Below are 26,664 nucleotides of genomic sequence, written 5' to 3'. Positions count from 1 at the left end.
CCATATAAAAAATGTTCGTGATTTGCGCCACACTCATTTCTCATGTTCACAACTTCTTCAACATCCACCGGTCGCATCCAAAATGGCCGCTGTTACCGAGTGGTCCGTTTAAATATTCAAAGCCGAAGAGTTCGTATACTTTCAATGCCTGTTTTAATTCGGGCATGGTTTCGAGGTACACCTGTTCGTAGCCGTTAGCTTTCGCCCAGTTTAAACATTCTTCGATCATGCGTTTGCCTAAACCTTTACCACGGGCATCTTTGTGTAAATACATTTTTACCAGCTCGCATGTTTTCGCAGGTAAACCTTCGGTTGGAAAAATACCGCCGCCACCTAATAACTTGCTTTCTTCTTCAGCAATAAAATAAACACTGCCGGGAGTTTGAAACAGCTCGTATAATGCATCGGTTGTTGGATCGAAGAATACAGTGCCCGGCTTGTTGGCACCAAACTCTGCCAACGAATTGCGGACAATAATGGCTAATGCAGCATTATCGTTTGGCTGTATGTTGCGGATGGTTACTGATGAAGACATAAATGCAAAAGTACAGTAGGGAAGGCACAAGATACAAGGTGAAGGAAAATCTAAAATCCAAAATTCAAAGAAGAAAATCCAATCCTCCAATTCCTAAATCCAAATTCCCAATAGCTCTGTCATGTTCGTATTCTACTAAATCCAACATCAGCAATCCTAAATCAGACAAAGCTTAGTATTCCCCTTTGTATTCATCAAACAAACCACCACCCAGTGTAATACCGAGTTTAATACCAAAGTAGTTGTTGTTGATGTTATCGGTCTTGCCAACGAAGTTGTATTCAAAACCTGCACGTAAATGCCATATTTCAACACCTGCACGGGCAAAGCCACCAAAGCGGGTAGAGGTGGGAATTTGTATAGTACCGCCATTATCGCTGTTGGCTTCAATACTCATAAAATTATAAACACCTGCACCGCAACCAATGAACGGACGGACAAGGCGGTTTGTAAAATAATATTCAACAGTAGGGGTAAAATGTAAACCCAAGCCTGCTTCGCCATTACCATTCGGTGTAGTTCCGTTTACGCCAACATAACCACGTGCCATAGCTGTTGCTTCCATGCGTAAACCAATTGCAACCTGGTCAACAATGTTATAACGAGGTTCCATACCTAACAGAAATCCAACTTTAGCTCCCTTGCCTTGCGGTCTGGCATAACCGGCGTTCAGTTCTACTTCAAAAGGTTTGTAATGATGCACTACTTCGAAACGGTCTTGTGCAGCCAGTGCAGAGCAAATAAAAAGAGAAAGTACAAAAAGAAACTGTTTACGGATCTGTGTTGTCATACGATTTTGGTTGATGGTTATTGGCTGTACATGGTTCAAAAATGCAGCCACATCAGCTTGTTATATGCTAAAAGAAATACAAGAATAAAAAACGAACGCCATACGATTATCGTATGGCGTTCGGGAAGTTTATTTTTGTTGTGGTAGTTACGCTACAGCCTGCTTCACCAGGTCAGCAGCTTCGCTTAACTGAATAGCGCTTTGAACTTTCAATCCGCTTTCGTCGATGAGTTTTTTCGCTTCTTCGGCATTGGTTCCCTGTAAACGAACAATAATAGGAACAGGGATATCGCCAATTGTTTTGTACGCTTCAATTACACCTGCAGCAACACGATCGCAACGAACAATACCACCAAAGATGTTGATGAGGATCGCTTTTACGTTCGGATCTTTTAAAATGATTTTGAAACCTGCTTCAACTGTTTGTGCATTGGCTGTACCACCTACGTCGAGGAAGTTTGCCGGCTGACCACCACTCAACTGGATCATATCCATTGTAGCCATTGCCAAACCTGCACCGTTTACCATACAACCTACGTTACCATCTAACTTAATAAAGTTGAGGTTGTGGTTGCCTGCTTCAACTTCTGTAGGATCTTCTTCTGTTGTATCACGCATTGCAGCAACATCTGCATGACGCATTAATGCGTTATCATCAATGTTCATTTTACAGTCAACAGCAATTACTTTGTCATCAGCTGCTTTAAACAAAGGGTTAATTTCAAGCATACCGCAATCCAGGCCAACATATGCGTTGTAAAGATTGGTTACAAACTTTACACAGTTCTTAAATGCTTCACCGCTTAAGCCGAGGTTGAATGCAATTTTACGTGCCTGGAAACCTTGTAACGGACCACCCGGGTGTACCCACTCTTTAAAAATCTTTTCAGGCGTATCGTGTGCAACGTCTTCAATGTTCATACCACCTTCGGTAGAATACATGATAACGTTTTGTTTTTTTGTACGGTCTAATAAAATTGACAGGTAAAATTCTTTGCGTTCGCTGGGACCATCGTAATACATATCCTGTGCAACAAGAATTTTGTTTACCACTTTACCTGCAGGTCCTGTTTGAATAGTAACCAACGTACCACCCAAAATACCTTTTGCAAACTCAGTGATCTGATCGATGTTCTTTGCAACCTTAACACCGTTGATACCGGTTTCTTTTACAGTACCCTTACCACGGCCACCTGCATGAATCTGTGCCTTTACAACTGCAAAGCTGCTTCCGCTCTGGTTCTTGATCTGACGATAGGCTTCTTCAGCTTCATGTACAGTACTGCAGGCAAATCCTTCCTGCACGGGAACATTGTATTTTTTCAATAATTCCTTCGCTTGATATTCGTGGAGGTTCATACGTAAAAAAAATTTTGGCGAAGATAAGGAAGAATCGAATGGAGAAAACGTAAAAACATAAGCTAACAGGCATAAGGAAAACGACTGTTTGTAGTTTATAGTTTGCTTGTTTATAGTTGATTTTTTTCGTGAATCCTGACTCTTGTGCCTTGCGCTTTTCTTGTTCCTTGTAACTGCTTCTCTTCCTTATAGCTTAAACCTTAAACCATAAAGCTTCTTGCTTATATTTGCCGCCTTACAAAATTTTGAAACGATGGGCGAATTACTCAACAAGATCAATGAAACCGTTGCCTTTATCCGCAGTAAATATGCTGATGCTTCAACAACAGGTGTGGTATTGGGCAGCGGGCTTGGACATTTTACCGATGAATTGCAGATCGAAGCAGAGATCAGCTACAACGAAATTCCACATTTCCCGGTATCAACGGTAGAAGGACACAAGGGTAAACTCGTATTCGGAACATTGGGTAATAAAAAAGTAGTGGTAATGGCCGGTCGTTTTCATTATTACGAAGGTTATTCAATACAGGAAGTGGTGTATCCTATTCGTGTAATGAAATTTCTTGGTGTGCAGCAGTTGGTTATCAGCAATGCTGCAGGTGGCGTAAATACTTCGTTTAAAGTGGGTGATCTGATGATCATCAACGATCACATCAGCCAGCTTACGGTAAATCCGCTGATAGGTAAAAATGAAAATGAATTTGGCCCTCGTTTCCCCGATATGAGTGAGCCGTATAAAAAAGTGTTCATTCAAAAAGCAAAAGACATTGCTGCAAAGATGAATATTGAGGTAAGAGAAGGCGTATACTGCGGAGTAACCGGTCCTACATTTGAAACACGCAGCGAATACAAAATGATTCACGCATTAGGTGGCGATGCGGTTGGTATGAGTACGGTACCCGAAGTAATTGTTGCGGCACATATGGGCATTCCGGTTTTTGCAATGAGTGTAATTACCGATATCGGTATTCGTGAAGAAGAAAATGTGATTACACACGAAGAGGTGCTGGAAGCAGCCAAAGCAGCCGAACCCAAAATGACGGCAATTGTTAAACAGCTGATTCTTGAACTTTAAGTTGCTTTTAGTAAAGCACAAATTCAATTCAACTATTTTTGCACGGGCTTTAACAGCCCGTTTTTCTTATATGGTCCGCATATTTTTTGTTTTACTGTTTATTATTTCTGTTACAGCAGTGCAGGCACAACGACCGAACTTGTTGCAACGTTTACCAAGCGGAGGCGGTGGTGGCAGCACAAGCGGACCATTTAAAGATTCGTTGTTACACCGTACCGGCCTGGAAGATTCGGTAACCATTGCGTTCCGTTATCTGGATACAGCCCGTTTTTCAATTCTCGATTCATCGGTAAACGATTTCAGTAAACGCTGGCATTTACCCTGGACGCATATTTTTCTCGGCAATACCGGCAGTGCATCACGTTCCTTAGTGTTTTCGCCCAATATGAAACCGGGATGGGATCATGGCATGCATGCGTACGATGCATACATACAAAAAGTTGAAGAAACAAAGTTTTACAATACTACAAGACCTTATACCGAGTTGAGTTATGTGTTGGGTGCAGAGCAGGAGCAGAGCATTGGCGTGCTGCATACACAAAACATCCGCTATAACTGGAACTTTGCGTTCAACTTCCGTTTAATTAATGCACCGGGTATTTTCCGTAACCAAAAGACCAATCACAGCAATCTCAATTTTAATACCTGGTACACATCGCCTAAAAAACGTTACAGCATCTTTTTTATAGCGGCCAACAACAAGATCGGTGCAACAGAAAACGGCGGTATTAAAAGCACGGCGTTTTTAGATAGTCTGCCTTATTTCCGTGAACGTTTCAGTATTCCTACCAATCTTGGAGGAACAGATGCGGTACAGGCAGGTTTGCTCAGTAGTACTATCAATACCGGCAATCGTTATACCGTTAGCAATTTTTTAATTCGTCAGCATTACGATCTGGGGAAAAGAGACTCTGTTATCGTGAACGATTCCACCACAAACTATCTTTTTTATCCACGTTTTCGTTTTCAGCATACTGCACAGTTAAGCCGTTATACTTTTCAGTTTAACGATACACGAGTTGATGCAGAAGGTTATCAGAAACTGTACGGGTTAACCAATCTACCATCAACATTTGGTTTAAAAGATTTCTGGCAGGTACTTACCAACGAAGCTGCCATCTATACTTTCCCTGATATTAAAAATCCGTTGCAGTTTTTTAAAGCAGCTGCAGGGCATCAGCAACTCAATGCCGATTTTGGAACAAACGAGCCCGGCTTCACCAATATTTTTCTTAATGGTGAATACCGCAACAAAACCCGTAACAAAAAATGGGATATGGAGCTGGCAGGTACATTTTATTTAGCCGGTTTTAATGGCGGCGATTACAATGTACAGGCTTCATTAAAACGCTTGATTGGGCAGAAACTTGGATATTTAACACTCGGCTTCCAGAACGTAAACCGCACGCCTTCGTTTATACACGACGACAGAAGCAATTTTAAAAAGTTCAATCTTGGTGCAACCAATTTTGGAAAGGAAAATACAACCATTGCATCTGCAGTGTATGAACTGCCGCAATTTGCTTTAAAGCTCGGTGCAAAATATTTTCTTGCATCAAACTATATTTATTTTAAAAACTATACGCAGGCCGAACAGGAAGCTACATTGTTTAACCTGTTACAGCTACAGGTAGAAAAACAATTTCACTTTGGCAAACACTGGAACTGGTATGTAGAAGCCTATGTGCAACAAACAACAGGAAATGCGCCTGTAAATTTGCCATTGCTTTTTGCAAGAAGCCGGTTTGCTTTTGAAGGAAAATTTTTCCGCAGCCTTAATATCAGCACAGGTATTGAAGCCCGTTACCACACGCCTTATAAGGCCGATGGGTTTTCGCCAATACTTGGTCAGTTCTTTCTGCAAAACGATACAACCATCAACAACCTGCCCGATGTGGCTGCTTATCTGCAGTTCCGTATCCGCAGTCTGAGTTTGTTTTTGCGTGCTGAAAACCTCAACACTTTCCAGGTGGGGAGTTCAACCGGGTTTTTGAACAACAACCTGGCAACGCCGCTGCAACCAACGCCGGGTTATTTCCTGCGCTTTGGTATTTATTGGGGTTTTGTTAACTGATCCGGAAGCAGTCCATTTTACGTAGTTTATATATCTTTGTACATTGATGAAAAAACTGGTTATACTGATAATGGCTTTTTTCTACCTCACCGTTTCAAGCGGTATGGTGGTGAATGTGCATTACTGTATGGGTAAGTTTTCGTCGGTTACATTTGGCCACGAGCAAGACCATAACGATGGAGCCTGCGATAAATGTGGTATGGCTAAAACAGAAAACCATTGCTGTAAGGATGAAGTAACAAAAGTTAAGCTCAGCGATTCGCACCAACTTTCATCCTTTGCATTTGAACTGGACGGCATCAGTGCTGTTTTGCCGGAAAAAATGATTGTACTGAACGATCCGGAACAAGGCGTATCTCCTGTTCCGTCTGCTTCTTATCATTCCCCACCTCCGAATACGCTTAACAAGCTGTATCTCGCTGTTGTCACTTTTCGTATTTAGTTTAGATTGATTTCGAACCGCTGTGCTGTTAGCATAACAGTGCATGCATGTTTTATTATTATCAATCAAAAAACTAAATCAAAATGAAATCAATTAATATCATTGCTGCATTCATCTTTTTGTTTGCAGGTATTTCTGCAAATGCACAATCATCGTCTCAAGGAAAAACGTTTACTGTAAAAACCGCTGTATTTAAAGTATGGGGTAACTGCGGTATGTGTAAGAAGACCATTGAAGCTGCTGCAAAAACTGCCGGAGCCACTTTCGCAAGCTGGGATACCGAAAGCAAAATGCTTACAGTAAAATATTCAAGCAAAACAACGCCTGAAAAAATTCAGAAGTCTATTGCAGGTGCAGGTTACGATAACGAAAAATATACTGCTCCGGAAGATGTTTACAACAACTTGCATGAATGCTGCAAATACGACCGCAAAACCACGGCAGCAAAAGAAGCAGGAGCATGTTGCATAAAAGATGGTAAATGCACAGGCACGATGGAGTGCTGTAAGAAGGTAGCCGGTAAAAGTGATTGTTGCACAAACGGCACTTGTGCGAAAGAAGGCGGCTGCTGCGCAGATATGAAATGCGAAAAAGGTGCTGATTGCTGCAAAAAGGAAGGCACTGCTATGGCCGATTGCTGCAAAGATGGTAAATGCTCCAAGCACAGTTAATAATCACCTGAATATTTCTTAATTTACTGTTGAGGACAACCATCCTCAACAGTTGTTCAATAACCAAATTAGTTCCGATGAAAAAGATAGTTGTAGTTGTGTGTGTGTTGTTTGCTGTTATTTCGGCATCAGCTCAATTTAAATCGGCGAGTTTGCAGGCAAGCGGGTTAACCTGCGCTATGTGCAGTAATGCCATTAATAAATCGTTGAAAACACTTTCGTTTGTTGAAAGTGTTGAAGCAGATATTAAAACATCTTCTTTCACGATCATATTCAAAGCAGGAAGCGATATTAACTTCGATCAATTGCGTAAGAAAGTAGAAGACGCAGGGTTTTCTGTAGCAAAACTGCAGGTAAAAGCCGTGGTGAGTAATGTAAGTGTGCAGAACGATCAACAGGTAACAATCGATGGTAAAGTATTGCATTTTCTTGCAGTAAAAAATCAGCAGTTGAGTGGTGAGCAAACATTCATCATCATCGATAAGAATTTTTTACCGGCAAAGGAGTATAAAAAATATGCAGGTCTTACAAAAGCCGAAAGTTATAAAAGCGGACAGGCAAATGGCATGCGTGTTTATCATGTAACTATTTAAACAAAGGGAAGCGGATCCGCTTCCCCTTTTTCTTTATGCGTTATTTATTGAATTGTTTGCTGCTGCTGCTTGTTACGAAAGCACAAACACAGGAGCTTTATATATTTTCAAATCCTGCATCGAATATTCCGGCAAAAGCGCTGGTGGCAAAGGTTGGTACCAAAACCATGCGCTCGTACCATAACAACGAACGTGAATTTCGTTTTATGCCCGAGTTGCAGTTAGGGCTTACAAAAAACTGGATGCTTACCGGTAATGCAAGTTTTTCGAACATGTTCTTTCAATCGAAACAACAGTTTGAAAGTGCAAGACTATATACGAAGTATCGTTTTTACAGTAACGATGAAGTACATAAACATTTTCGTGCGGCTGTATATGCAGCAGGAGCGTGGAGCAATAATCCATTGGTTTACCAGGAATTGAATCTTGAAGGCGATAACAGCGGTTTGCAGATAGGTGTTGTTGCAACACAACTGGTAAATAAGTTTGCTGCATCAGCAGGTGTAGCGTATGTACGTCAGTTAGAACGGAAGGATAAACTTTTCCTCGGCTATCCTTTTTCCAACAATGCACTGCAGTATAATTTATCGATGGGCTACTTGCTCTTTCCGTTGAAGTACGAGAACTATAAGCAAACAAATCTCAACCTTTATTGCGAGGTTCTTGCGCAGCAAAACACCGATGTAAAAGTTGGGTTTATTGATATTGCACCGGCAGTACAATTAATCTTCAACAGTTCCACAAGGTTTAATGTTGGTGCACGTTACCAGTTAACAGGCAATGCGCATCGCATGGCCGATCGTTCAATGTTCATCAGTCTTGAACATTATTTTTTAAATGCATTAAAATGAAACGTGTAAAGACAGTATTGCTTTTTATTCTTTCACTTTTTCGGAAGAAAGATTGTTGCAGATAATACAGCCCCGCAATTGCGGGGTTTTTTGTTTACCGTAACTGTTGTTACTTTTAATTAACACGAATATGTTTAAAGGAATAACAAGAACGATCTGGTTTGTTTCGCTGGTTAGCCTGTTTACCGATATGGCCAGCGAAATGCTGTACCCGGTTATGCCGGTGTATTTAAAAACGATCGGCTACTCCGTATTAATCATTGGTTTGCTCGAGGGTTTTGCTGAAGCTGTTGCAGGTTTAGGTAAAAGTTATTTTGGAAGATTAAGTGATGCAAGTGGTAAACGTTTACCATTTGTTCAATTGGGGTATTTGTTCAGTGCAATATCAAAACCAATGCTCGCCATCAGTACACAATTGTGGTGGATCTTTCTTGCACGCTTTGCCGACAGGGCAGGAAAAGGTTTGCGAACAGCACCACGTGATGCCATGTTGAATGCAGAAGCAACTGTAGATAATAAAGCAACAGTGTTTGGCTTTCATCGTTCAATGGATACATTGGGTGCGGTGCTGGGGCCGTTACTGACGTTGATTTTTTTGTATTACTATCCCGGTAAGTACCACAGCTTGTTTTTATTGGCAGCTGTACCAGGTTTAGTTGCTGTGTTGTTTACTTTGTTATTGAAAGAAAAGAAAACTGTTGCGGAAAAGAAAGCAATTCCTTTTCATCAAACATTCAGTTACTGGAAACATTCACCAATTGCTTACCGCAAATTAATAAGTGGCCTTTTGTTGTTTGCATTGTTCAACAGCTCCGATGTTTTTTTGTTGTTGAAGATGAAAGAAGCAGGTTTGTCGGATGCAGCATTGATCGCTGTTTATATTTTTTACAATCTTGTATATGCATTGTTTGCGTTTCCTATAGGTAAACTGGCAGATAAAACAGGAATACAAAAAGTATTTCTCGGCGGACTATTCTTTTTTGCAATTACCTATACCGGTTTTGCTTTTGCAGATAACACAACTCTCTTTCTCCTTTTGTTTACTTGCTACGGTATTTATGCGGCTGCAACGGAATCGGTTGCAAAAGCCTGGATCAGCAGCCTTGTTCCTTCAACAGAAAATGCATCGGCTATTGGTTTGTTTACCGGTTTGCAAAGTGTTGCTACCTTGTTAGCCAGCAGTTTAGCCGGTTTTTTATGGTTCCGTTTCAATGCTTCGGTTGTTTTTTTTGCAGCAGCCCTTGCTGCAATTGTCGTTTTGCTCTGGCTGCGGCAGCAAACTAACAACCATAAATAAATTTGACTCCTTTCAACTATTTTCTATATTTGTCTAAACATAAATTTAGACAAGTCTAAAAAATGAAACAAAGAAGTATCTTTTTTATCGTGTTGATGTTGTGGTCGGTAGCAACTATGGCGCAAACTTTTACCTTATCGGGAGAAGTAACCGATCTGCGGACAGAAGAGCAATTGAAACATGTAACTGTAAAAAATATCAGGAGTGGATTATCGGTAATAACCGATCATGCAGGAGGATTTAAGTTAACTGCAAATGAAGGTGATTCGTTATTGGTTTCTGCCGTTGGTTATGCTGCTGATACAATTGCTGTAACGGGTATGCAAAAGTTTGTGCTGATCCAGTTAAAGCCGGTAACAAAAGCTTTAAGCGAAGTGGTGATCAGCGGAACATTGAAAGAAATAAAAAAATCGAACAGCCCGATTGCAGTTGAAACCTACTCTCCGAAATTTTTCAAGAAGAATGTAACAGCTTCGGTATTTGAAGCCTTGTCAATTGTAAATGGGGTGCAGCCACAATTGAATTGCAATGTTTGTAATACAGGCGATATTCATATTAATGGCATGGAAGGGCCATATACAATGGTGTTGATTGATGGGATGCCGGTAGTAAGTAATCTTGCAACGGTTTATGGATTCTCAGGTATTCCTGCAAGTTTGATCAAACGTGTTGAGATTGTAAAAGGTCCGTCTTCTACATTGTACGGCAGTGAAGCTGTTGCAGGATTGATCAACATCATCACCAAAGATCCCGGCTCTGCTGCATTGTTGAATGTAGATGTAAACATGACATCGTATGAAGAACTGAATGCGGATGTGAGTGCAAAATTTAAGTTAGGAAAAGCACATTCATTACTTGGGTTAAATGTGTTTCACTTTGATAAGCGTTACGATATTAACAACGATAACTTCACCGATGTAACATTGCAGAAACGCATTTCTTTATTCAATAAGTGGAGTTTCGAGAGGAAGAATAAATTGCCTTTCCAGGTTGGAGTACGTTTATTAACAGAAGACCGTTGGGGTGGCGAAATGCAATGGAACAAAACATGGCGTGGCAGCGATAGTGTGTATGGCGAAAGCATCTATACCAAACGGCTTGAGGTAATTGGCAATTACGGTATCAAAGCCGGTAAAGAGCAATTGCTGCTTGAGTATTCGTACAACCTGCACGATCAAAATTCATACTATGGCACCACTCCGTATTTTGCAAAACAGCATGCAGGTTTTGCTCAGCTTCGCTGGAATAAAGAGATCGCTAAACATTATCTCTCAGCCGGGTTGCCTTATCGCTTCACCTGGTACGATGATAATACGATTGCTACAATGAAACCAGATGCTGTGACGAACAATCCATCTATACAACAGATGCAGGGTTTGTTTGTGCAGGACGAATGGAAGTTTCATTCCAACTGGACATTGCTTACAGGATTGCGTTACGAATTAACCAATATACAAGGCAGCGTTGTGTCGCCACGACTGGCATTAAAATACAGCAGTAACGATAACCAGGTGCTTCGTTTCAGTGCAGGTAACGGATTTCGTATTGTGAATTTGTTCACCGAAGATCACGCAGCATTAAGTGGTGCAAGAGAAGTGGTGATTGCAGAATCGCTTAATCCGGAACGCAGCTGGAATGGTAACCTCAACTATACGGGAACATTTACGCCGTCGTTTGGCTATGTAACAATTGATGCAACCTTGTTCTATACTTATTTCACAAACAAGATCATTCCCGATTACGATACTGATCCGCAAAAGATCATTTATAAAAATATTGATGGCTATGCAGTGTCGAAAGGTTTTACATTGAACACCGACATTTCGTTTAAGAAGCGTTTTAAAGTGTTGGCCGGTATTACATTAATGGATGTGTTTACAAAAGAAGCAAATGCGCAAGGGATTGCTGAAAAACAACAGCAACTGTTTGCACCAAAGTTTTCGGGTAACTATGCTGTTACCTATAGTTTACCCAAATGGAAATTAACCATCGATTTAACAGGCAAAATATATGGCGAACAACGTTTGCCAATTGTACCGAATGATTTTCGTCCCGAGTATTCACCATGGTTTACATTGGCAAACCTGCAGTTGACACAGCGCATCGGCAAACAGGTTGAACTTTATTTAGGCGTAAAGAACCTGTTGAATTTTATGCCGCAGAATCCGATTCTTCGTCCGGAAGATCCGTTTGATAAACGTGTGAATGATCCGGTAAATAATCCGAACGGGTATACATTCGATCCATCATACAATTATGCACCGGTGGTGGGAAGGAGAGTGATGCTGGGTTTCCGGTTTAATGTTGATTGATCTTAAATAAAAGAAGCGGCAGAAAATCTCTGCCGCTTCTTTTTTATAAAGTTAATTTACGAGTTACATTCTTTCCGGAACATTGATGCCGAGCAATTGCATACCACTTGCAATAACATTTGCAGTGAGCTCACAAATAAACAAACGCAATTGTTTCTTCTCTTCAGTTTCGGCATTCATTACCGAATGTTCGGTGTAGAATGAGTTAAAAGTTTTTGCAATGGTATAAATGTAATTTGCCAGGTGCGAAGGATCGTGTTCGTTACCAGCCTGTACAATTACTGTTGGATAGTTTTCCAGTTCGATCAATAATTCTTTTTCTAAAGGAAGCAACACTGTTTGTTGAATGCTGTTGCTGTCGTTTGCCTTTTGTTTACGCAGTATGGATTTGATCCTTGCATGTGTGTATTGAATAAATGGTCCCGTATAACCATGAAAATCTATTGACTCTTCGGGATTGAAGATCATTTTCTTCTTCGGGTCAACACGCAGCAAATAAAACTTTAATGCGCCTAAGCTGAGTGTGCGGTAAAGCTCTTTCAATTCTTCTGCTGTAAAATCTTTTACCTTGCCCAGCTCTTCTGTTTTTTGCTGTGCTACACGCTCCATTTCATCCAACAGATCATCAGCATCAACAACAGTACCTTCACGGCTTTTCATTTTACCGGTTGGTAATTCAACCATACCATAACTCAGGTGATAGATACTATCGGCGTAGGGCAATCCGAGTTTTTTACAAATAAGCTGCAACACTTTCATGTGGTAGTTCTGCTCATCACCAATTACATAAATGCTTTGGTCAATTTTATATTCATCATACTTCTGTTGCGCCAAACCAATATCCTGTGTTATGTAAACAGAAGTGCCATCTTTACGTTGTACAATTTTTTCATCCAGTCCATCAGCAGTCAGATCGATCCACACACTGCCATCTTCTTTCTGCACAAATACATTTTTGGCTAAACCTTCCTGTACCGTTTTCTTTCCAAGTAAATAAGTATTGCTCTCGTAATATGTCTTGTCAAAGTTGCTGCCGATGCGTTTATAGGTTGCATCAAAACCGGCATACACCCAACTGTTCATTTCCTTCCACAGTTCCATCACTTCTGGTTTACCTGCTTCCCAATCTAAAAGCATTTGCTGTGTTGCCTTCATAATCGGTGCTTCTTTTTCAGCATCGTCTTTTTTGATGCCGGCAGCAATCAATTCTTCAATCTGTTTTTTATATTCATCATTAAACTTCACATAATAGTCGCCTACAAAATGATCGCCTTTTGTAGTTGTTGATTGTGGTGTTGCTCCATTAGCAAACAGCTGCCATGCAATCATACTTTTACAAATATGAATACCACGATCATTCACAATACAAGTCTTTACTGTATCGTATCCGTTGGCTTTAATAATTTCTGCGGCACTCCAGCCCAGGAAATTATTACGTAAATGACCAAGGTGTAAAGGCTTGTTGGTGTTGGGTGAAGAATACTCCACCATCACCTTCTGATTTTTTGCAGCAGCTTTCCCAAAAGATACATTGTTGTAATTGGCTGAAAGCAATTGCAACCAATAGGCATCAGCAACAGTAAGATTTAAAAATCCTTTGATAATGTTGTAGGCTGTAAACAATGTTGCATTGTTCTCAACCAAGTGTTTACCTAATTCATTACCCAATGCATCGGGGCTTTTGCCCAATGGTTTCAGCAGGGAGAACAATACAATGGTATAGTCGCCTTCAAACTCGGGCTTGGTTTTGTTTATCTGAAAATCTTTTGCTGTAAACTGTTTACCGTAAAGTTGTTCCAGACTTTTAATAGCTGCCTCTTGTATCTGTTGCTGAATTGCCATGCTGTTTATTTGAGCCGCAAAAATAAATGAATTGCAGGTAGGGCAGGAGCTGCTTCTGCAGAAAATAAAAAACCTCCTGTTCTGCAGGAGGTTTTAAAAAGATTGTTGAAGTTTTATTGGCCTCCACCACCCATACGGAACTGGAAGTTACCGTTACGGCCACCACCTTGGTTCATTTCGCTCATGGGTTTTACATCGTAATCTTTCGGAACAACAAATGTTTTATCGTCAACTTTAGCTGTAAGGTCAACCTTTGTAACCTGGAAGTGAACTTTTGCACCGTTTTGTCTTACAAGATCAAACTCCATCGGAAAGCCTTTCAGTTTTTCCAAACCGGGAATGTTGGTCATACGCATTACATCACGAATGCGGAAACCTTCGCCCATAACAAAATCCGGGCTATACCAAACTTCCTGTTGTACTTCCTGTCCACGGCGATCTTTATAGCGGATGAGTGCTTTTTTGCAATCCATACCGGCAATTTTCTTGGTATCGCTTAAATATTCAATAAACACTTCGGGAGTAAACGGCTGCGGCATGCGTTGCTGGCGGGTTGAATCTGTACCATTATTGTTACCGCCTGCCATCATACGTTGCATATCTGCATCGGTAGTGTAAAAACCCATTTTACGACCCATTGCTTCAAACAGCGTAGTGGTTTTCTTTTCTTTACTGTCAATAATTACCTGGTTGGTACCCATACCCATATCGCTTTCAATCTTGGTCATACCATTTTTGAAATACATTTTCGATTTTATTTCGCCATCGCCCATTCGAACGGTAACCCGACCCTCTCCATCATTAGCAACAGCTGGGCCGTTTGCATCGGAGTTAGGGTTCGTTGTTTCTGTTTTCATTTGAATAACTGCTTCATTTACTACTTGCTGAGCATGCGTAAGCGTGGTCATGAAAAGCATCGCAATCGCAGGAATAATCAATTTCATTGTTTAAATTTTGAGAAGGCTAATTTACGAGGCTATTCGTAAAGTTGGGTTGCCGTTGCTGTAATTAGAAAAAGTTTAAGAAAAAAAGAAGGGTTGATGGAAATCAACCCCGAAACCTAAACCAACTGCATGTAGAAAACATGAAATTATCATTTTGACTTAAGCAGTGCGTCGATGTAGCTGTCTGCAGTTGCTGCATCAGCCGGACGAACTGTTTTGAATGTGTTTTTATACATTGCTACGTCAATATTTTTATCAGCTTCTGTTGTGCTGATTGTTGTTGTTTTTTCAATTGCTGAAGCATAAAGCATCAGGTCAACCAATTCATCCGCCTGGATGCTGTTACCTGTAACCGCTTTTGTAAAGGCAGATGCTTTTGCTTTATTCTCTGCATCATCTTCTGCAAGTTTATCAGTCGCTATGTCGGCCGCAGCAATTTCAGACTGAAGCATTTTACCGAAAAGAGGAGCAGCTACAGTTTTGTCGAACTCATTGTTCAACGCATTGTCAGCGGTTTCAACTTCGGTTTGCATGTTTTTACCATAGTTAACAGCCATTGTTCTGTTTAAAGCTTCTGCAACATTGAAGGCAACATCAATTTTGGTATCTGATGAACCGATCATATTAAAGTTGAACTTCTTAAATGAGTAGGCTTTCAGGCTGTTTACCCAAGTATTCAAATCCATATTGTTGATGCGAACTTCGGCTCCAAATGCATTGGCATTTTTAACCAGAATTTGCTGGTTGCCGTAAACAAAGGTTACGGTGCAGCAGCTGTCAGCATTTTGAATGCCTTCTTCAGCATATTTAGTTGTGTCGTCTTGTGTAAAAGACATTGTAGCGATTGCTACTACAGTCAGTACTAACGATGCAGTCATGCGCATCATCCTGGTTACTAAGCTGTTGTTCTGTTTAAGTGTTCCGTTTGTGGAGTTCACTGTTAATTTTGTTGTCATCTGTTTTTGATGTTTAAGGTTTTTATTTTTTTATCCCTTTCGGGTTTTCTTTTCTTCCAATTGTATAACAAAGATACTATTTAAAACTGGTACTTTGCAATACATAATACCTTGTTTGGCTTATTAAGCTGATGAATGGTCTTTTTTTCATGTTGACCGGCCATCAAGGCAATTTGTTTGGTTTTGTTTGCGATCGTTGTTCGTTGGTACCTGTATAAAAAAGCAGTTTAACAGGGATGTTTTTCGAAGTAAACTGTCAAAGGCGGTGTTTCTATATTAACCGGAGCTTTGGGTACCTTAACTTGACGCTGCAAAGTTAAATCAGTACTTGCGATCTTCCAACAAAATTTTCAAAAATTTTTGAAAATTATATATTTTTTGAGAGTTCGGTGTTTTCCGTAAAGTTAGCCAATCAAAGAACTTGTATAGATGTGACGGGGATTGAGCCTTTTTGTTACATCGACCATGCAAAATTCTTATGTTTTTTCGGTGTAACGGAGTGTAAAGAGGATGGATGGCCACAACGAAATGTTAAGGCAAAACAGAGAGCTGCCAACTGCATTTATGTGCGGATGAAAGGCCTTAAAACAGGGATGAAACGAACTACCTCAAAGTGGTAATCGGGATAAACGGTTTTTTCATCAGGCATTTTGGGGCTTAATGCGTTTGGCGAGCCAGCTTTCGGTAACAGGTATCAGCCAGCTATCTTCCAATTCCTGTTTTGTTTGAACAAGATTATTAAAATACAGAGTGTTTGCCTGGACGAAGTTATTATCGGCAGCGTATTGTAATTGACCTAACGGTAACAGTTGAACTTTATCCTTTACTACAAAGGCCAGGTTTTGCCTATCGAACATCGCTACCTTATATAATTGTTCAATTTCTTTTATTAACCGCACACTGCTGTCGGTGCTGCAGCCACTTACCCCTGTTGCATTTTCATCGGCCATCAGAATAATAAACTGGCCAAAGAACAAAGTACCAAATCCCTTTACCGGTGTTCCATGGCTTTTCCAGTTGGTGGTAAAGTGGTTCAACAGATCTTCTATCTGCAAAGCCTCGCTCATGCTAAACAGGCGGCTGCTTTGATAGATCCATACACGGGAATCGGCTGCAAAATCGGCAGGTAAAAGATGACGGTATGCTAAGTTCATACTGCAAAGTTAAAGGCAGGAAACCATCCATCAACGACCTTGTGCTCTTTTCTTAAGTCGGTAATAGTTACGAACCGCATCATATATAGTAAAGGTGATGCTGATAATAAGGATCAAAACCAGTGTAGGTTGAATAATCTCCGATAGTCTGCCACTAAGTTCCGATCTTATTAATAAGAGTATTACATAAGTGAGACCCATCAGCACCGCAACAAACAAAGTGCAGATAAGCGCAATAAATACAGCAAACCAAACATAAAACTTTACGGCAGCAGCAATACTGTCAAATGCCTTTGGTTCACTTTCAATCTTTTCTTCGGGTTGCGGTTTGTTCCATGTTTTTCCGTCAACAAAACCAAAAACAATTGCCGTAAGCAATTTGCCATAAAGATTGGTGAGCAGGATTGTACGAAGTGCATAGTTACCTGAAAACAATTCGTATAACAGGTGTACTGCATTTATGAACAGAAAGAACAAAACTGTTCTTCGCAAGAAATTCTTCCAGTTAAAATTTTTCAAAGGCATTTTCATCAGTTTGTTTTTGCAAACTATTGCATACTTGCTGCTACCAATTCGGCAACATCCATTACTTTAACAGCATCTTCTTTTTCAGCAACTTTTACACCATCCGTCATCATTGTATTACAGAAAGGGCATGCAGCAGCAACAATGGATGCTCCTGTTTCAACAGCTTCTGCAGAGCGTTCCCAGTTTACACGTGTGCTTCCTTTTTCTTCTTCTTTAAACATTTGTGCACCACCGGCTCCGCAACACAAACCATTACTGCGGCAACGTTTCATTTCAACCAACTCTGCATCCAATGCTTCCAATACTTTGCGTGGCGCTTCGTAAATATGATTGGTTCGTCCTAAATAACAGCTATCGTGGTAAGTGATCTTTTTTCCTTTGAACGATCCTTCTTCTTTCATTTTCACTTTTCCCTCGTCTATCAGCTGTTGCAATAAAGTTGTGTGATGAATAACGTCATACTCGCCACCCAACGCAGGATATTCGTTCTTTAATGTATTGAAGCAATGCGGACAGGTTGTAACAATTTTCTTAATGCCATAACCGTTCAGCAATTGAATATTGTTATATGCCATCATCTGAAACAGGAATTCGTTGCCGGCTCTGCGGGCAGGATCGCCTGTACACATTTCTTCTTTACCCAGAATAGCAAACTTAATTCCTGCTTTATCTAAAATTGCAGCAAATGCTTTGGTAATTTTTTGTGCACGTGCATCGAAACTGCCTGCACAACCAACCCAAAACAACACATCGGGTGTTTCGTTATTCGCCATCATTTCAGCCATTGAAGGAATATGCATATTCTTTAATTTGTTTCAAAACTAAGAGAAACAGATGAAATGCAGACAGTTGTTTGTCTGTATATCCGTTTACCCGTTTATCTTTGAATTTCATGGTGAAGAAATTTTTTGAACGATTGACGAATTGGGAACTGTGGCCTTTTGCAGTTATTTATTTTCCCATCAGTTTTGTGTGGATCTGGTACATTGTACGCAGCAGAGCTGTTTGGTTTTTTACCCCATCGAACCCCACCATTGATTTTGGCGGGTTTGAAGGAGAAGGGAAGAAAGAAATGTACGATCAGCTACCGCCGCATACAGTGCCCCGTACAATTTATATTATGCACGATCTGCCGTTCGATGATGTAAAGAAACGCATTGCAGCAGCAGGATTTCAATATCCGTTTATTGTAAAGCCCGATGTGGGGATGAAGGGAATTCTGTTTCGTAAAATTGACAATGAAGAGCAATTACATAAATATCATGAGCGTATTCCTGTTGAATACATTGTACAGGATTTGATTGAACTGCCGGTTGAGGTGAGTGTGTTCTACTACAGACATCCTGCACAAACCAAAGGAACAGTCAGCGGCTTTATACATAAAGAGTTGCTGCATGTAATCGGTAATGGAGAGGACACTTTACAACAGCTTGTACAAAAACATCCGAGAGCAAAACATCGTACGGAAGAAATGGAACACCGTCATGCACACCGCTTCGATCGTGTAATTGAGAAGGATCATATTTTTTATCTCTCATATGCCGGTAATCATAACCGTGGCGCACATTTTACAAATCTGCATGCAGAAATTGATGAGCAGTTGCACAAAGTATTTGATGAGTTAAGTAATTACTCCAAACATTTTTACTACGGCCGTTACGATATTAAAACAACAAGTATTGAAGATCTGAAAGCGGGCAGGAACTTTCTGATTCTTGAATACAATGGCTGTGGCGCAGAGCCTAACCATATTTACGATTGCAACATGCGCTTAGGCGAAGCGTACAAAGAAATTCTGAAGCATTGGAAAGCTTTGTATGAAATAAGCAAGTACAATCACAACAACGGGTTTCCGTATTGGGATTTTGCAAAAGGTTACCGCTTTATAAAACAGAGTCAGAAACATTTTAAGCTGCTGCAGAAATATGATTAATTTCAAGGCATAATCTTGTTATGGGCAGTGATGATAAATTTTTACTGATTCGCAACTACGACCTTTTTGCGCATATAACAGATGAGGAGTATGAAGAATTAAACCTTGCTCATCATTTTATTGAAGCCGGAAAAGGTGATTATATCTATTTCGATTCGGCCTATCACAACAAATTATATTTTCTTAAAGGCGGAACCATCAAGATCGGTTATGTAGGTGAAGATGGTAAGGAAGTGATCAAAGAAATTATCCGGCAGGGAGAAGTGTTTGGCCAGTTTACATTGGAACGAAATAACCTGAATGGTGAATTTGCCCAAGCCTACAAAGCTGATGTTTCGCTCTGTGCATTTAATATTGATGATTTTGAAAAGCTGCTGAAAACAAAACCGGCAATCGGTTTTCACTTTACAAAACAGGTAGGGCAGAAATTACGTAAACTTGAAAGCCGCCTGTTAAACCTGCTGAATAAAGATGTAAAAACAAGGCTTGTCAATTTTCTGATAATGCTTGCACAGGAGTATGGCAACAAAACTGCAAACGATGAGCAAACTGTACAGAACTTCCTTACACATGAAGATATTGCACAGCTCATCGGCAGCAGCAGACAAACTGTTACAACGCTGTTGAACGAACTTGAAGCCGCAGCTTTGGTAGAAGTAAGCCGGCAGCAGATAAAAATTCCATCCGTTAAAAAACTGCAAAAGAGCTTGGCTGTCAGTTAAGCGACAAAACCTACCGTAACCGGAATCTACTTTTGTTTCATCAAAACAAGTATATGAAACAGGTATTTCTTCTTTTATTCTTTATTAACGGATTTACTTCGTTAAACGCACAGGATCAGCAACGGCAAAAGGAATTTAATCTTGAAAACGGAGTAGCTGCAAAAGGTTACGATGTGGTTGCTTATTTCAAACAAAGTAAAGCCGTGAAGGGTTCCTCGTCGCTTGCGGTACGTTATCAAGGTATAAACTACTATTTTTCTACAGCAGCAAACCGGGATGAGTTTAAGGCCAATGCAGCGAAATACGAACCGCAATACGGAGGCTGGTGTGCTTATGCCATGGGCGCAACCGGCGAAAAAGTAGATTTCGATCCCGAGACTTTCAAAATTGTAAATGGCAAACTCTATCTTTTTTACAATCGTTTTTTCACTAACACATTACCCAAGTGGAATAAAGATGAAACGAACCTTCGGGCAAAGGCCGATGCAAACTGGAAAAAGTTCAGCAATTAATACACAGCAAAATGAAACAACAATTATTGCTTGTGCTGCTGTTTGTAACACTGCACACAAGTGCACAGACTTCTGAAATATTTGCCCCCGATAGTATTGCTTTGCGTGGCTACGATGTAGTTGCTTTTTATACCGAAGGAAAAGCAATAACCGGCTCCGATAAATTCATGTACAGCTGGAAAAATGTAAAATGGTTTTTTGCATCGGCCAATCATCTTGCATTATTTAAAGCCGATCCTGCCAAGTACGAACCTCAGTATGGCGGATACTGTGCATACGGTTTGGCAAGGGGATACAAAGCACCTACAGTTGCTGATACCTGGTATGTACTCGATGGCAAACTTTATTTCAATTACAATCAGAAAGTGAAAGCGATCTGGCAAAAAGAAAAAGAACGGTATATCGATTCGGCCAATCGTAAATGGCCGCAAATACGACTTAACTGATTAAACTTATCGATCATGAATTTTCAAAACATTTTTAGCTGGGTGTTGCGTTTACTTGCAGCACTAATAATGCTGCAGACCTTATACTATAAATTTTCGGCCAACGAAGAATCAGTTTATATTTTTTCTGAAATAGGAATGGAGCCCTGGGGCCGTATTGGAACAGGAGTAATGGAGTTAATTGCATCTGTTCTGTTGCTTTATCCACGAACAACGCATTTGGGTGCATTGCTGGGAGTGGGGTTGATGGGGGGGGCATTGTTTTTTCATATTACAAAGCTGGGCGTTGAAGTAAAAGGCGATGGTGGTTTATTGTTTGTTTATGCTTTGCTTGTAATGATGAGCTGTTTACTGCTCCTTTACTTTCATCGTAATAAAATAAGTGAACTGCTTACAAAATTCAAAACAAAATAAGCTTCACATACCAATGCCGGCTTATTTACCCGGAAGGCAGTAGAAATCTTTCGCAGAAGTTTGTGCGTATCTTCTACAGCAACAATAGCCATTAAAACGGGAGAAACCGCCCTTTGTGTAAAAAGCACAGTTGTTAGAAACTTAAACCGGAAAGGCCGGCAAAAAAGAACTATTTTTAAAAAGATCCTGTTAACTATATGCACTTATTTACCGCAGTAAAAAACGTTCTTCAGCAATTGATAGCTGTGCTCGATCAGTTAACTGCAGAACAATACCAAACCGCCTCTGCTTATCTGTCGGGCTCAACAATTGGCCAGCACACCCGTCATGTTATTGAACTGTATCAATGCCTGTTGAACGGATACGATCGGCAATACGTTTGTTACGACGACCGTAAAAGAGATGTGCGTATTGAAACCGATCTATTATTTGCAAAAGAATTGTTGCAACAGATTGCATCTGCTGTTAGCAAAGAAAATATCGATCTGCAACTTGCAGGCACTTACGATAAAACATCAAACGAACAGATCCATATAACAACAAATTACTATCGTGAATTGTTATACAATCACGAGCACACAATTCATCACATGGCATTGATACGTGTTGGATTAAAAGAAGTTAGTGCAGCAGTAATTGAAGCTGATTTTGGTATTGCATCATCAACTATCCGTAACAAGCAACAATGTGCACAGTAACCTATATACCCGTAAGCAATCATTCCTTTTTTCTTACTTCCAACAGAGATGAGAAGCAGGTGCGCCTGCGTGCCGAAGAACCGAAGTGGCACAAATTTGCAAGTGGCAATTTATTATTTCCGAAAGATGGTAATGCCGGTGGAACCTGGATGGCCTTGCATGAAAACGGTAATGCAATGGTGTTGTTGAACGGAGGTTTTGTAAACCATGTTTCGTTGCCACCATACCGTAAAAGCAGGGGATTGATTTTTTTAGACGTGTTCGATCATCCAAGACCTGTTGACGCATTTGAACAGATTCACCTGCATAAAATTGAACCGTTTACGTTGGTTATACGGCAGGCCGAACAATTGTTTGAAGCAAGATGGGATGGGCAGGAAAAAAGTATACTTGAGCTTGATGCATCAGCTGCACACATCTGGTCGTCGGTTACATTGTACAGTAACGACATTATTGAAAAAAGAAAAGCATGGTTCCAGGCTTTTCAAAAAGAATACAAAGAAACAGGCTCCAAAGAGATATTGCACTTTCATCGTTTTGCAGGCGATGGCGATGGCAGCAATGATGTGTTAATGAATCGCAACAACGAAATGCTGACGGTAAGCATTACACAATTACACCGCAAGCAGGAACTTTCTTTTATGCATTATCTCGATTTACAGGATGGCAGGTTATATTCGCAGGAATTCAACCATACCATTACACAACTACATGCGTAAGCTGTTTACTCATCATCCGTTTTTTATCCGTTTATTTCATTGGGAGTATTGGAGTTTTACTGCTATTTATGGATGGATCTACCCGGTGTTTACACTCTTGTGTATTCGTGCAGGCGGTAAATTTTTCTTTACAGCAGCTAATCCAACCATTAAGTACGGTGGTTTTTTAATGGAGCAGAAGCAGGATATTTATCCACTGTTACCCAACGGTTATTATCCTTTGTTCTTTCACGTGCCTGCGCAAACTTCGTTTACACAAATTGAAGAGTTGCTGCAGCAACATCAATTTACTTTCCCTCTCATTGCGAAACCTGTAATTGGCATGCAGGGTAAAGCTGTAAAAAAAATCAACAACGTTGATGAACTGAAACATTACGCAGCAATATGTACTGTAGATTTTATGGTACAGGAATTATCGCCATACACAAAAGAAGTAGGTATTTTCTATCATCGTATACCAGGCGAAGCAAACGGAAGAATAACCGGCATTGTAGCAAAAGAGCCCATGACAGTTGAGGGCGATGGCGTTTCAACATTGTATGAACTGATCATGAATGTGCCAAGATACATTCTGCAGATAGATGCATTAAAACAGATGTACGGAAAAGATATTCTGCAGGTGTTGAAGAAAGGAGAAGTGAAAGTATTGGCGCCTTATGGTAACCATGCACGTGGCTCAAAGTTTATTGACCGGACAGAGAAAGCCGATGCAACATTTGTTGCCAGTATTGATGCGGTATGCCAACAGATCGACGGCTTTCATTATGGCCGTTTAGACGTGATGTATAATGATTGGGAAGATCTGCAACAGGGAAAGAATTTTCATATTATTGAATTGAACGGGGCAGGAAGCGATCCCACACATATGTACGATCCGAAACATACTCTTCTTTTTGCCTGGAAAGAAATCATCAAGCATTGGTTTATTCTGTGGCGCATCAGTAAAAAAAATCATGCAAAAGGTCATCGGTACATGACCATAAAAGAAGCTGTTGCAATGTTTAAAAGTAATGCAGCGCATGTAAAACAACTCGATGCCGTTGCATTGAAATTATAATCGTTCGTTTTGGCGCAAGCCTTTATATTTGTTTTATGCCACAACCGGGTAAAATTTTAATGTGGGGCTTTATCATCAGTTTTTTAGGATCGCTGCCCTTGGGAACACTTAATATTGCTGCTATGCAAATCGGAATTACCGATGGCATATCACCTGCACTGTGGTTCTCCGCCGGTTCGCTTACTGCCGAAATTATCTACGTACGCATATCGCTGGTTGCAATGGATTGGGTACGCAAACAGGAAAAATTATTAAAAGCACTCGAATGGCTTACTGTTGTAATTGTGCTGGCACTTGCAGCTTCGAGTTTTTGGGCAGCAGCTCATCCATCGGTTGATAAGAATGTAATTCTCTCTAACAGTATGCACAGGGGGTTGCTTGGTTTTACCATGAGTTTAATTAACCCGGTGCAGATTCCTTTCTGGTTTGGCTGGAGTACGGTTTTGTTTACCAAGAATATTTTAAAACCGGGAATATGGAATTACAATACCTACATCCTGGGTATTGGCATTGGTACATTTGCAGGCAACTGTGTATTTATTTTTGGCGGCAGATTATTGGTAGACAGATTGAATGCTTCTCAGCATATGTTGAACTGGATTATTGGTGGCGTGTTTTTGTTTACTGCACTTATTCAGTTGTACCGCATTTTCCGGAAGAAAGACGCTATTCACCAGTTAGAACACCCCGAAGATGTTACGGGAGGTTTGGAGAAAAACATTCATTGAGATGTCTGATTTCTGATGTAGGATTTAGGATGTATGATGTACGAAGCAGGAAATAAGAGCGCATTGCTGCTTTGCTTCATACAGTTGAACGGAGCGTCGCCAATGCAGCTGAATGGAAAACATCAGCCGGTAAACAAATCAGTTTTTTAAGCCTGGTTCATTTCTTCGGCCCATTTATCTCTTTCATCGGGGCTGAATTTCCACGGAGCAAAATTGTTTTCTACGTTGCCGAACATTGCATTCCATTCGCCGGGAGCATTACTGTCTTCCATGATCAACGAGCGACGTAATTCAAGAATAATACTCAACGGATTGATGCTTACAGGGCAGGCTTCCACGCAGGCATTGCAGGTAGTGCAGGCTCGCAATTCTTCTACTGTTATATAATCGTTGAGCAGGGTTTTACCATCGGGTGTAAATGTTTTATTGCTGTTGATGTTGCGACCCACTTCTTCCAAACGGTCACGGGTGCTCATCATAATTTTTCGAGGACTTAATAATTTACCTGTTGTATTTGCCGGACAGCTTGCACTGCAACGGCCACACTCGGTGCAACTGTATGCATCGAGCAAACTTTTCCAGCTAAGGTCCATTACATCTTTTGCGCCGAATTTAGCAGGTGCTGCAGCATCGGTGGGTGCAAGCTCGGGCTGCATCATATACTTTACTTCGTTTTGCACCGAAGTCATGTTGGCCATTGTGCCCGTATTGGTTAAACGTGCATACCATGCATTGGGGAAAGCCAATACAATGTGCAGGTGTTTGCTCCACGGTAAATAATTAAGAAACGCAAGTATGCCGATGATGTGTAACCACCATGCACTGCGTTCAATAGCAATTAACCCTGTTTCGGAAATACCTGCAAGCGATGGTGCCAGTAAACCGGATAACAGAAAGTCGCCGGTTTGATGATAATGATCGGCTCCGTTTAACTGCAATGCACGATCGGTTGCATTCATTAACAGGAACAGACTCATCAATACAATTTCTGTAATAAGGATATAGTTGGCATCGCTGCGTGGCCAGCCATTAAGATCGTTACTGATAAAACGTTTGAGCTTAAGCATATTCCTGCGCACCAGGAAAAGGACGCAGGCTGTAAGCACCAACAAGGCCAGTACTTCAAAAGCGTTGATTAAAAAGGTATAAAACGAACCAAGCAAAGGCAGGAACAAACGATGTGTACCAAACAAACCATCGAGCACAATTTCCAGCACTTCGATATTGATGATGAGAAAACCTGCATACACTACAAAATGCATGACAGCTACCAGCGGGTTCTTGAACATCTTCCTTTGACCAAAAGCCAGCAGCAGCATATTTTTCCAACGGGCCGAAGGATTATCGGTCAGTTCTTCATCAGCACCCAGCAGAATATTTCTGCGGATCTCTTTTACTTTTTTGCTGAAGAACCAAACGGCTGCACCTAAGCAAAGGGCAAATAAAACCTGTTGAACAATCTGCATACAAACGTTATTTGTATTGCTAAGATAAGGATAAGGGTGAAAGGTGTAAGGTAAAGGGTGTTGAGTTTATGGTGTATGGTAGGTTAAAGAAGTAGAAGTGTATAAGCGTTGTGTAAGTGAAACTACAGGAAACTCTTTTTTGTTTCTTCGAATAGCTAAGATAGTCTGATATACGCTTAGTATACGCTCTATATACTTAGTACGTCCTTTTGGGCATAAAATGGCCAAACCGGCTTTTTTGTACAAAAATGGCTGAATACGGCAAAAGCGGCCGGTTGATTTTTAAGCATCTGTTGATGATTGTACTCTTGTGTTGTCGTTGCAACTGACGGGTTTTAATTTAAAGTGTACCCTGAACATTTTCTTTTTTCAATTTTAAATTTTAAACCGATGGCACAACAAAAAGGTATCCTTCCATTGTGTAAATACCACCCAAACTAACCCCCTTCCGCCATTTTAAATTGACCCCCTAAAAAAATCATCCAAAAACTGGTGGAGAGATGTTCTGAAGCTGTTAAAGAACTGGCTGTTTTTTGTTTATCAAAC

At 40.6% G+C, this 26,664-nt stretch carries 27 protein-coding genes; 17 read left to right on the top strand and 10 right to left on the bottom strand.

Translation table 11 applies throughout. The annotated features are described in order from the left end of the window. Window positions 1-46 precede the first annotated feature (46 nt). The 3 genes from ESA94_RS16775 to sucC all read right to left on the bottom strand — a co-directional run bounded on the left by ESA94_RS16775 (window position 47) and on the right by sucC (window position 2,684). The gene (locus tag ESA94_RS16775; protein WP_129132101.1) at window positions 47-535 is read right to left on the bottom strand and encodes a GNAT family N-acetyltransferase; all 489 of its coding nucleotides are present in this window, start codon (window positions 533-535) and stop codon (window positions 47-49) included. A gap of 172 nt (window positions 536-707) precedes the next feature. Beyond that, window positions 708-1,325, bottom strand: a complete 618-nt coding sequence (locus tag ESA94_RS16770) for a porin family protein (RefSeq protein WP_129132100.1) — start codon at window positions 1,323-1,325, stop codon at window positions 708-710. Window positions 1,326-1,472: 147 nt separating this feature from the next. After that, window positions 1,473-2,684, bottom strand: coding sequence for an ADP-forming succinate--CoA ligase subunit beta (sucC, locus tag ESA94_RS16765; RefSeq protein WP_129132099.1), 1,212 nt, complete (start codon window positions 2,682-2,684; stop codon window positions 1,473-1,475). 253 nt (window positions 2,685-2,937) lie between these two features. Here sucC and ESA94_RS16760 point away from each other — a divergent pair, with 253 nt between their 5' ends. The 8 genes from ESA94_RS16760 to ESA94_RS16725 all read left to right on the top strand — a co-directional run bounded on the left by ESA94_RS16760 (window position 2,938) and on the right by ESA94_RS16725 (window position 11,999). After that, entirely contained in the window at window positions 2,938-3,759 is an 822-nt protein-coding gene (locus ESA94_RS16760) for a purine-nucleoside phosphorylase (RefSeq protein ID WP_129132098.1), read from the top strand. Window positions 3,760-3,829: 70 nt separating this feature from the next. Then, complete coding sequence (locus ESA94_RS16755) at window positions 3,830-5,833, top strand: putative porin (RefSeq protein WP_129132097.1); 2,004 nt, start codon at window positions 3,830-3,832, stop codon at window positions 5,831-5,833. Window positions 5,834-5,879: 46 nt separating this feature from the next. Beyond that, a complete protein-coding gene (locus ESA94_RS16750; RefSeq protein WP_449405346.1) occupies window positions 5,880-6,275 on the top strand; it encodes an HYC_CC_PP family protein in 396 nt (131 codons plus the stop codon). An 83-nt stretch (window positions 6,276-6,358) separates the two neighbouring features. After that, window positions 6,359-6,946 (top strand): heavy-metal-associated domain-containing protein, encoded by a 588-nt coding sequence (locus ESA94_RS21610; protein ID WP_205756001.1) that lies wholly within the window; start codon window positions 6,359-6,361, stop codon window positions 6,944-6,946. 77 nt (window positions 6,947-7,023) lie between these two features. Next, the gene (locus ESA94_RS16740) at window positions 7,024-7,539 is read left to right on the top strand and encodes a heavy-metal-associated domain-containing protein (RefSeq protein ID WP_129132095.1); all 516 of its coding nucleotides are present in this window, start codon (window positions 7,024-7,026) and stop codon (window positions 7,537-7,539) included. 35 nt (window positions 7,540-7,574) lie between these two features. Continuing rightward, window positions 7,575-8,390, top strand: a complete 816-nt coding sequence (locus ESA94_RS16735) for a hypothetical protein (RefSeq protein WP_129132094.1) — start codon at window positions 7,575-7,577, stop codon at window positions 8,388-8,390. A 130-nt stretch (window positions 8,391-8,520) separates the two neighbouring features. Beyond that, window positions 8,521-9,687 carry an MFS transporter gene (locus tag ESA94_RS16730; protein WP_129132093.1) on the top strand — a complete coding sequence of 389 codons (1,167 nt, stop codon included), beginning with the start codon at window positions 8,521-8,523 and terminating at the stop codon, window positions 9,685-9,687. 62 nt (window positions 9,688-9,749) lie between these two features. Beyond that, window positions 9,750-11,999 carry a TonB-dependent receptor gene (locus ESA94_RS16725; protein ID WP_129132092.1) on the top strand — a complete coding sequence of 750 codons (2,250 nt, stop codon included), beginning with the start codon at window positions 9,750-9,752 and terminating at the stop codon, window positions 11,997-11,999. A gap of 63 nt (window positions 12,000-12,062) precedes the next feature. Here ESA94_RS16725 and argS read toward each other — a convergent pair whose 3' ends face one another. The 6 genes from argS to ESA94_RS16695 all read right to left on the bottom strand — a co-directional run bounded on the left by argS (window position 12,063) and on the right by ESA94_RS16695 (window position 18,223). After that, the gene (gene argS / locus ESA94_RS16720) at window positions 12,063-13,841 is read right to left on the bottom strand and encodes an arginine--tRNA ligase (RefSeq protein ID WP_129132091.1); all 1,779 of its coding nucleotides are present in this window, start codon (window positions 13,839-13,841) and stop codon (window positions 12,063-12,065) included. Between the two features lie 113 nt (window positions 13,842-13,954). Continuing rightward, window positions 13,955-14,785, bottom strand: a complete 831-nt coding sequence (locus tag ESA94_RS16715; protein WP_129132090.1) for a hypothetical protein — start codon at window positions 14,783-14,785, stop codon at window positions 13,955-13,957. Between the two features lie 149 nt (window positions 14,786-14,934). Continuing rightward, window positions 14,935-15,741, bottom strand: coding sequence for a hypothetical protein (locus tag ESA94_RS16710; RefSeq protein ID WP_129132089.1), 807 nt, complete (start codon window positions 15,739-15,741; stop codon window positions 14,935-14,937). 641 nt (window positions 15,742-16,382) lie between these two features. Continuing rightward, window positions 16,383-16,895, bottom strand: a complete 513-nt coding sequence (locus ESA94_RS16705) for a hypothetical protein (protein ID WP_129132088.1) — start codon at window positions 16,893-16,895, stop codon at window positions 16,383-16,385. 30 nt (window positions 16,896-16,925) lie between these two features. Next, the gene (locus ESA94_RS16700) at window positions 16,926-17,420 is read right to left on the bottom strand and encodes a hypothetical protein (RefSeq protein WP_129132087.1); all 495 of its coding nucleotides are present in this window, start codon (window positions 17,418-17,420) and stop codon (window positions 16,926-16,928) included. 23 nt (window positions 17,421-17,443) lie between these two features. Beyond that, a complete protein-coding gene (locus ESA94_RS16695; protein WP_129132086.1) occupies window positions 17,444-18,223 on the bottom strand; it encodes a (Fe-S)-binding protein in 780 nt (259 codons plus the stop codon). A gap of 92 nt (window positions 18,224-18,315) precedes the next feature. On the opposite strand from ESA94_RS16695, the gene ESA94_RS16690 reads away from it, so the two are divergent. The 9 genes from ESA94_RS16690 (at window position 18,316) to ESA94_RS16650 (ending at window position 24,652) form a co-directional block, all read left to right on the top strand. Next, window positions 18,316-19,356, top strand: a complete 1,041-nt coding sequence (locus ESA94_RS16690; RefSeq protein ID WP_129132085.1) for an ATP-grasp domain-containing protein — start codon at window positions 18,316-18,318, stop codon at window positions 19,354-19,356. A 20-nt stretch (window positions 19,357-19,376) separates the two neighbouring features. Next, a complete protein-coding gene (locus ESA94_RS16685) occupies window positions 19,377-20,078 on the top strand; it encodes a Crp/Fnr family transcriptional regulator (RefSeq protein ID WP_129132084.1) in 702 nt (233 codons plus the stop codon). 53 nt (window positions 20,079-20,131) lie between these two features. Beyond that, window positions 20,132-20,590, top strand: a complete 459-nt coding sequence (locus tag ESA94_RS16680) for a YHS domain-containing (seleno)protein (RefSeq protein WP_129132083.1) — start codon at window positions 20,132-20,134, stop codon at window positions 20,588-20,590. A gap of 11 nt (window positions 20,591-20,601) precedes the next feature. After that, a complete protein-coding gene (locus ESA94_RS16675; RefSeq protein WP_129132082.1) occupies window positions 20,602-21,036 on the top strand; it encodes a YHS domain-containing (seleno)protein in 435 nt (144 codons plus the stop codon). 15 nt (window positions 21,037-21,051) lie between these two features. Further along, the gene (locus ESA94_RS16670; protein ID WP_129132081.1) at window positions 21,052-21,450 is read left to right on the top strand and encodes a DoxX family protein; all 399 of its coding nucleotides are present in this window, start codon (window positions 21,052-21,054) and stop codon (window positions 21,448-21,450) included. Between the two features lie 197 nt (window positions 21,451-21,647). Continuing rightward, window positions 21,648-22,148: a DinB family protein gene (locus ESA94_RS16665; protein ID WP_129132080.1), complete on the top strand. Its 501-nt coding sequence runs from the start codon at window positions 21,648-21,650 to the stop codon at window positions 22,146-22,148. After that, window positions 22,136-22,867: an NRDE family protein gene (locus ESA94_RS16660; RefSeq protein WP_129132079.1), complete on the top strand. Its 732-nt coding sequence runs from the start codon at window positions 22,136-22,138 to the stop codon at window positions 22,865-22,867. Before ESA94_RS16665 ends, ESA94_RS16660 begins: the two co-directional genes overlap by 13 nt. Further along, window positions 22,860-23,924, top strand: a complete 1,065-nt coding sequence (locus ESA94_RS16655; protein ID WP_129132078.1) for an ATP-grasp domain-containing protein — start codon at window positions 22,860-22,862, stop codon at window positions 23,922-23,924. The genes ESA94_RS16660 and ESA94_RS16655 overlap by 8 nt, the downstream gene beginning before the upstream one ends. 35 nt (window positions 23,925-23,959) lie before the next feature. Continuing rightward, the gene (locus tag ESA94_RS16650; protein WP_129132077.1) at window positions 23,960-24,652 is read left to right on the top strand and encodes a LysE family translocator; all 693 of its coding nucleotides are present in this window, start codon (window positions 23,960-23,962) and stop codon (window positions 24,650-24,652) included. A gap of 146 nt (window positions 24,653-24,798) precedes the next feature. On the opposite strand, the gene ESA94_RS16645 is transcribed toward ESA94_RS16650, so the two are convergent. Beyond that, window positions 24,799-26,118, bottom strand: a complete 1,320-nt coding sequence (locus ESA94_RS16645; RefSeq protein WP_129132076.1) for a (Fe-S)-binding protein — start codon at window positions 26,116-26,118, stop codon at window positions 24,799-24,801. Window positions 26,119-26,664 lie beyond the last annotated feature (546 nt).

It is taken from the genome of Lacibacter luteus, from assembly GCF_004118265.1.
Lineage (GTDB): Bacteria > Bacteroidota > Bacteroidia > Chitinophagales > Chitinophagaceae > Lacibacter > Lacibacter luteus.
The sequence above is the reverse complement of the archived record's forward strand: the minus strand, read 5'-3'. Positions and strand labels throughout refer to the sequence as shown.

What these genes read in the sequence shown, in the direction of transcription:
- ESA94_RS16710 (WP_129132089.1), bottom strand. Translation starts at nt 15,741, where the DNA reads ATGACAACAAAATTAACAGTGAACTCCACAAACGGAACACTTAAACAG.
- ESA94_RS16725 (WP_129132092.1), top strand. Translation starts at nt 9,750, where the DNA reads ATGAAACAAAGAAGTATCTTTTTTATCGTGTTGATGTTGTGGTCGGTA.
- ESA94_RS16680 (WP_129132083.1), top strand. Translation starts at nt 20,132, where the DNA reads ATGAAACAGGTATTTCTTCTTTTATTCTTTATTAACGGATTTACTTCG.
- ESA94_RS21610 (WP_205756001.1), top strand. Translation starts at nt 6,359, where the DNA reads ATGAAATCAATTAATATCATTGCTGCATTCATCTTTTTGTTTGCAGGT.
- ESA94_RS16650 (WP_129132077.1), top strand. Translation starts at nt 23,960, where the DNA reads ATGCCACAACCGGGTAAAATTTTAATGTGGGGCTTTATCATCAGTTTT.
- ESA94_RS16670 (WP_129132081.1), top strand. Translation starts at nt 21,052, where the DNA reads ATGAATTTTCAAAACATTTTTAGCTGGGTGTTGCGTTTACTTGCAGCA.
- ESA94_RS16740 (WP_129132095.1), top strand. Translation starts at nt 7,024, where the DNA reads ATGAAAAAGATAGTTGTAGTTGTGTGTGTGTTGTTTGCTGTTATTTCG.
- ESA94_RS16655 (WP_129132078.1), top strand. Translation starts at nt 22,860, where the DNA reads ATGCGTAAGCTGTTTACTCATCATCCGTTTTTTATCCGTTTATTTCAT.
- sucC (WP_129132099.1), bottom strand. Translation starts at nt 2,684, where the DNA reads ATGAACCTCCACGAATATCAAGCGAAGGAATTATTGAAAAAATACAAT.
- ESA94_RS16760 (WP_129132098.1), top strand. Translation starts at nt 2,938, where the DNA reads ATGGGCGAATTACTCAACAAGATCAATGAAACCGTTGCCTTTATCCGC.
- ESA94_RS16705 (WP_129132088.1), bottom strand. Translation starts at nt 16,895, where the DNA reads ATGAACTTAGCATACCGTCATCTTTTACCTGCCGATTTTGCAGCCGAT.
- ESA94_RS16665 (WP_129132080.1), top strand. Translation starts at nt 21,648, where the DNA reads ATGCACTTATTTACCGCAGTAAAAAACGTTCTTCAGCAATTGATAGCT.
- ESA94_RS16750 (WP_449405346.1), top strand. Translation starts at nt 5,880, where the DNA reads ATGAAAAAACTGGTTATACTGATAATGGCTTTTTTCTACCTCACCGTT.
- ESA94_RS16675 (WP_129132082.1), top strand. Translation starts at nt 20,602, where the DNA reads ATGAAACAACAATTATTGCTTGTGCTGCTGTTTGTAACACTGCACACA.
- ESA94_RS16685 (WP_129132084.1), top strand. Translation starts at nt 19,377, where the DNA reads ATGGGCAGTGATGATAAATTTTTACTGATTCGCAACTACGACCTTTTT.
- ESA94_RS16775 (WP_129132101.1), bottom strand. Translation starts at nt 535, where the DNA reads ATGTCTTCATCAGTAACCATCCGCAACATACAGCCAAACGATAATGCT.
- ESA94_RS16770 (WP_129132100.1), bottom strand. Translation starts at nt 1,325, where the DNA reads ATGACAACACAGATCCGTAAACAGTTTCTTTTTGTACTTTCTCTTTTT.
- ESA94_RS16735 (WP_129132094.1), top strand. Translation starts at nt 7,575, where the DNA reads ATGCGTTATTTATTGAATTGTTTGCTGCTGCTGCTTGTTACGAAAGCA.
- ESA94_RS16645 (WP_129132076.1), bottom strand. Translation starts at nt 26,118, where the DNA reads ATGCAGATTGTTCAACAGGTTTTATTTGCCCTTTGCTTAGGTGCAGCC.
- ESA94_RS16755 (WP_129132097.1), top strand. Translation starts at nt 3,830, where the DNA reads ATGGTCCGCATATTTTTTGTTTTACTGTTTATTATTTCTGTTACAGCA.
- ESA94_RS16660 (WP_129132079.1), top strand. Translation starts at nt 22,136, where the DNA reads ATGTGCACAGTAACCTATATACCCGTAAGCAATCATTCCTTTTTTCTT.
- ESA94_RS16700 (WP_129132087.1), bottom strand. Translation starts at nt 17,420, where the DNA reads ATGCCTTTGAAAAATTTTAACTGGAAGAATTTCTTGCGAAGAACAGTT.
- ESA94_RS16730 (WP_129132093.1), top strand. Translation starts at nt 8,521, where the DNA reads ATGTTTAAAGGAATAACAAGAACGATCTGGTTTGTTTCGCTGGTTAGC.
- ESA94_RS16715 (WP_129132090.1), bottom strand. Translation starts at nt 14,785, where the DNA reads ATGAAATTGATTATTCCTGCGATTGCGATGCTTTTCATGACCACGCTT.
- ESA94_RS16695 (WP_129132086.1), bottom strand. Translation starts at nt 18,223, where the DNA reads ATGCATATTCCTTCAATGGCTGAAATGATGGCGAATAACGAAACACCC.
- argS (WP_129132091.1), bottom strand. Translation starts at nt 13,841, where the DNA reads ATGGCAATTCAGCAACAGATACAAGAGGCAGCTATTAAAAGTCTGGAA.
- ESA94_RS16690 (WP_129132085.1), top strand. Translation starts at nt 18,316, where the DNA reads ATGGTGAAGAAATTTTTTGAACGATTGACGAATTGGGAACTGTGGCCT.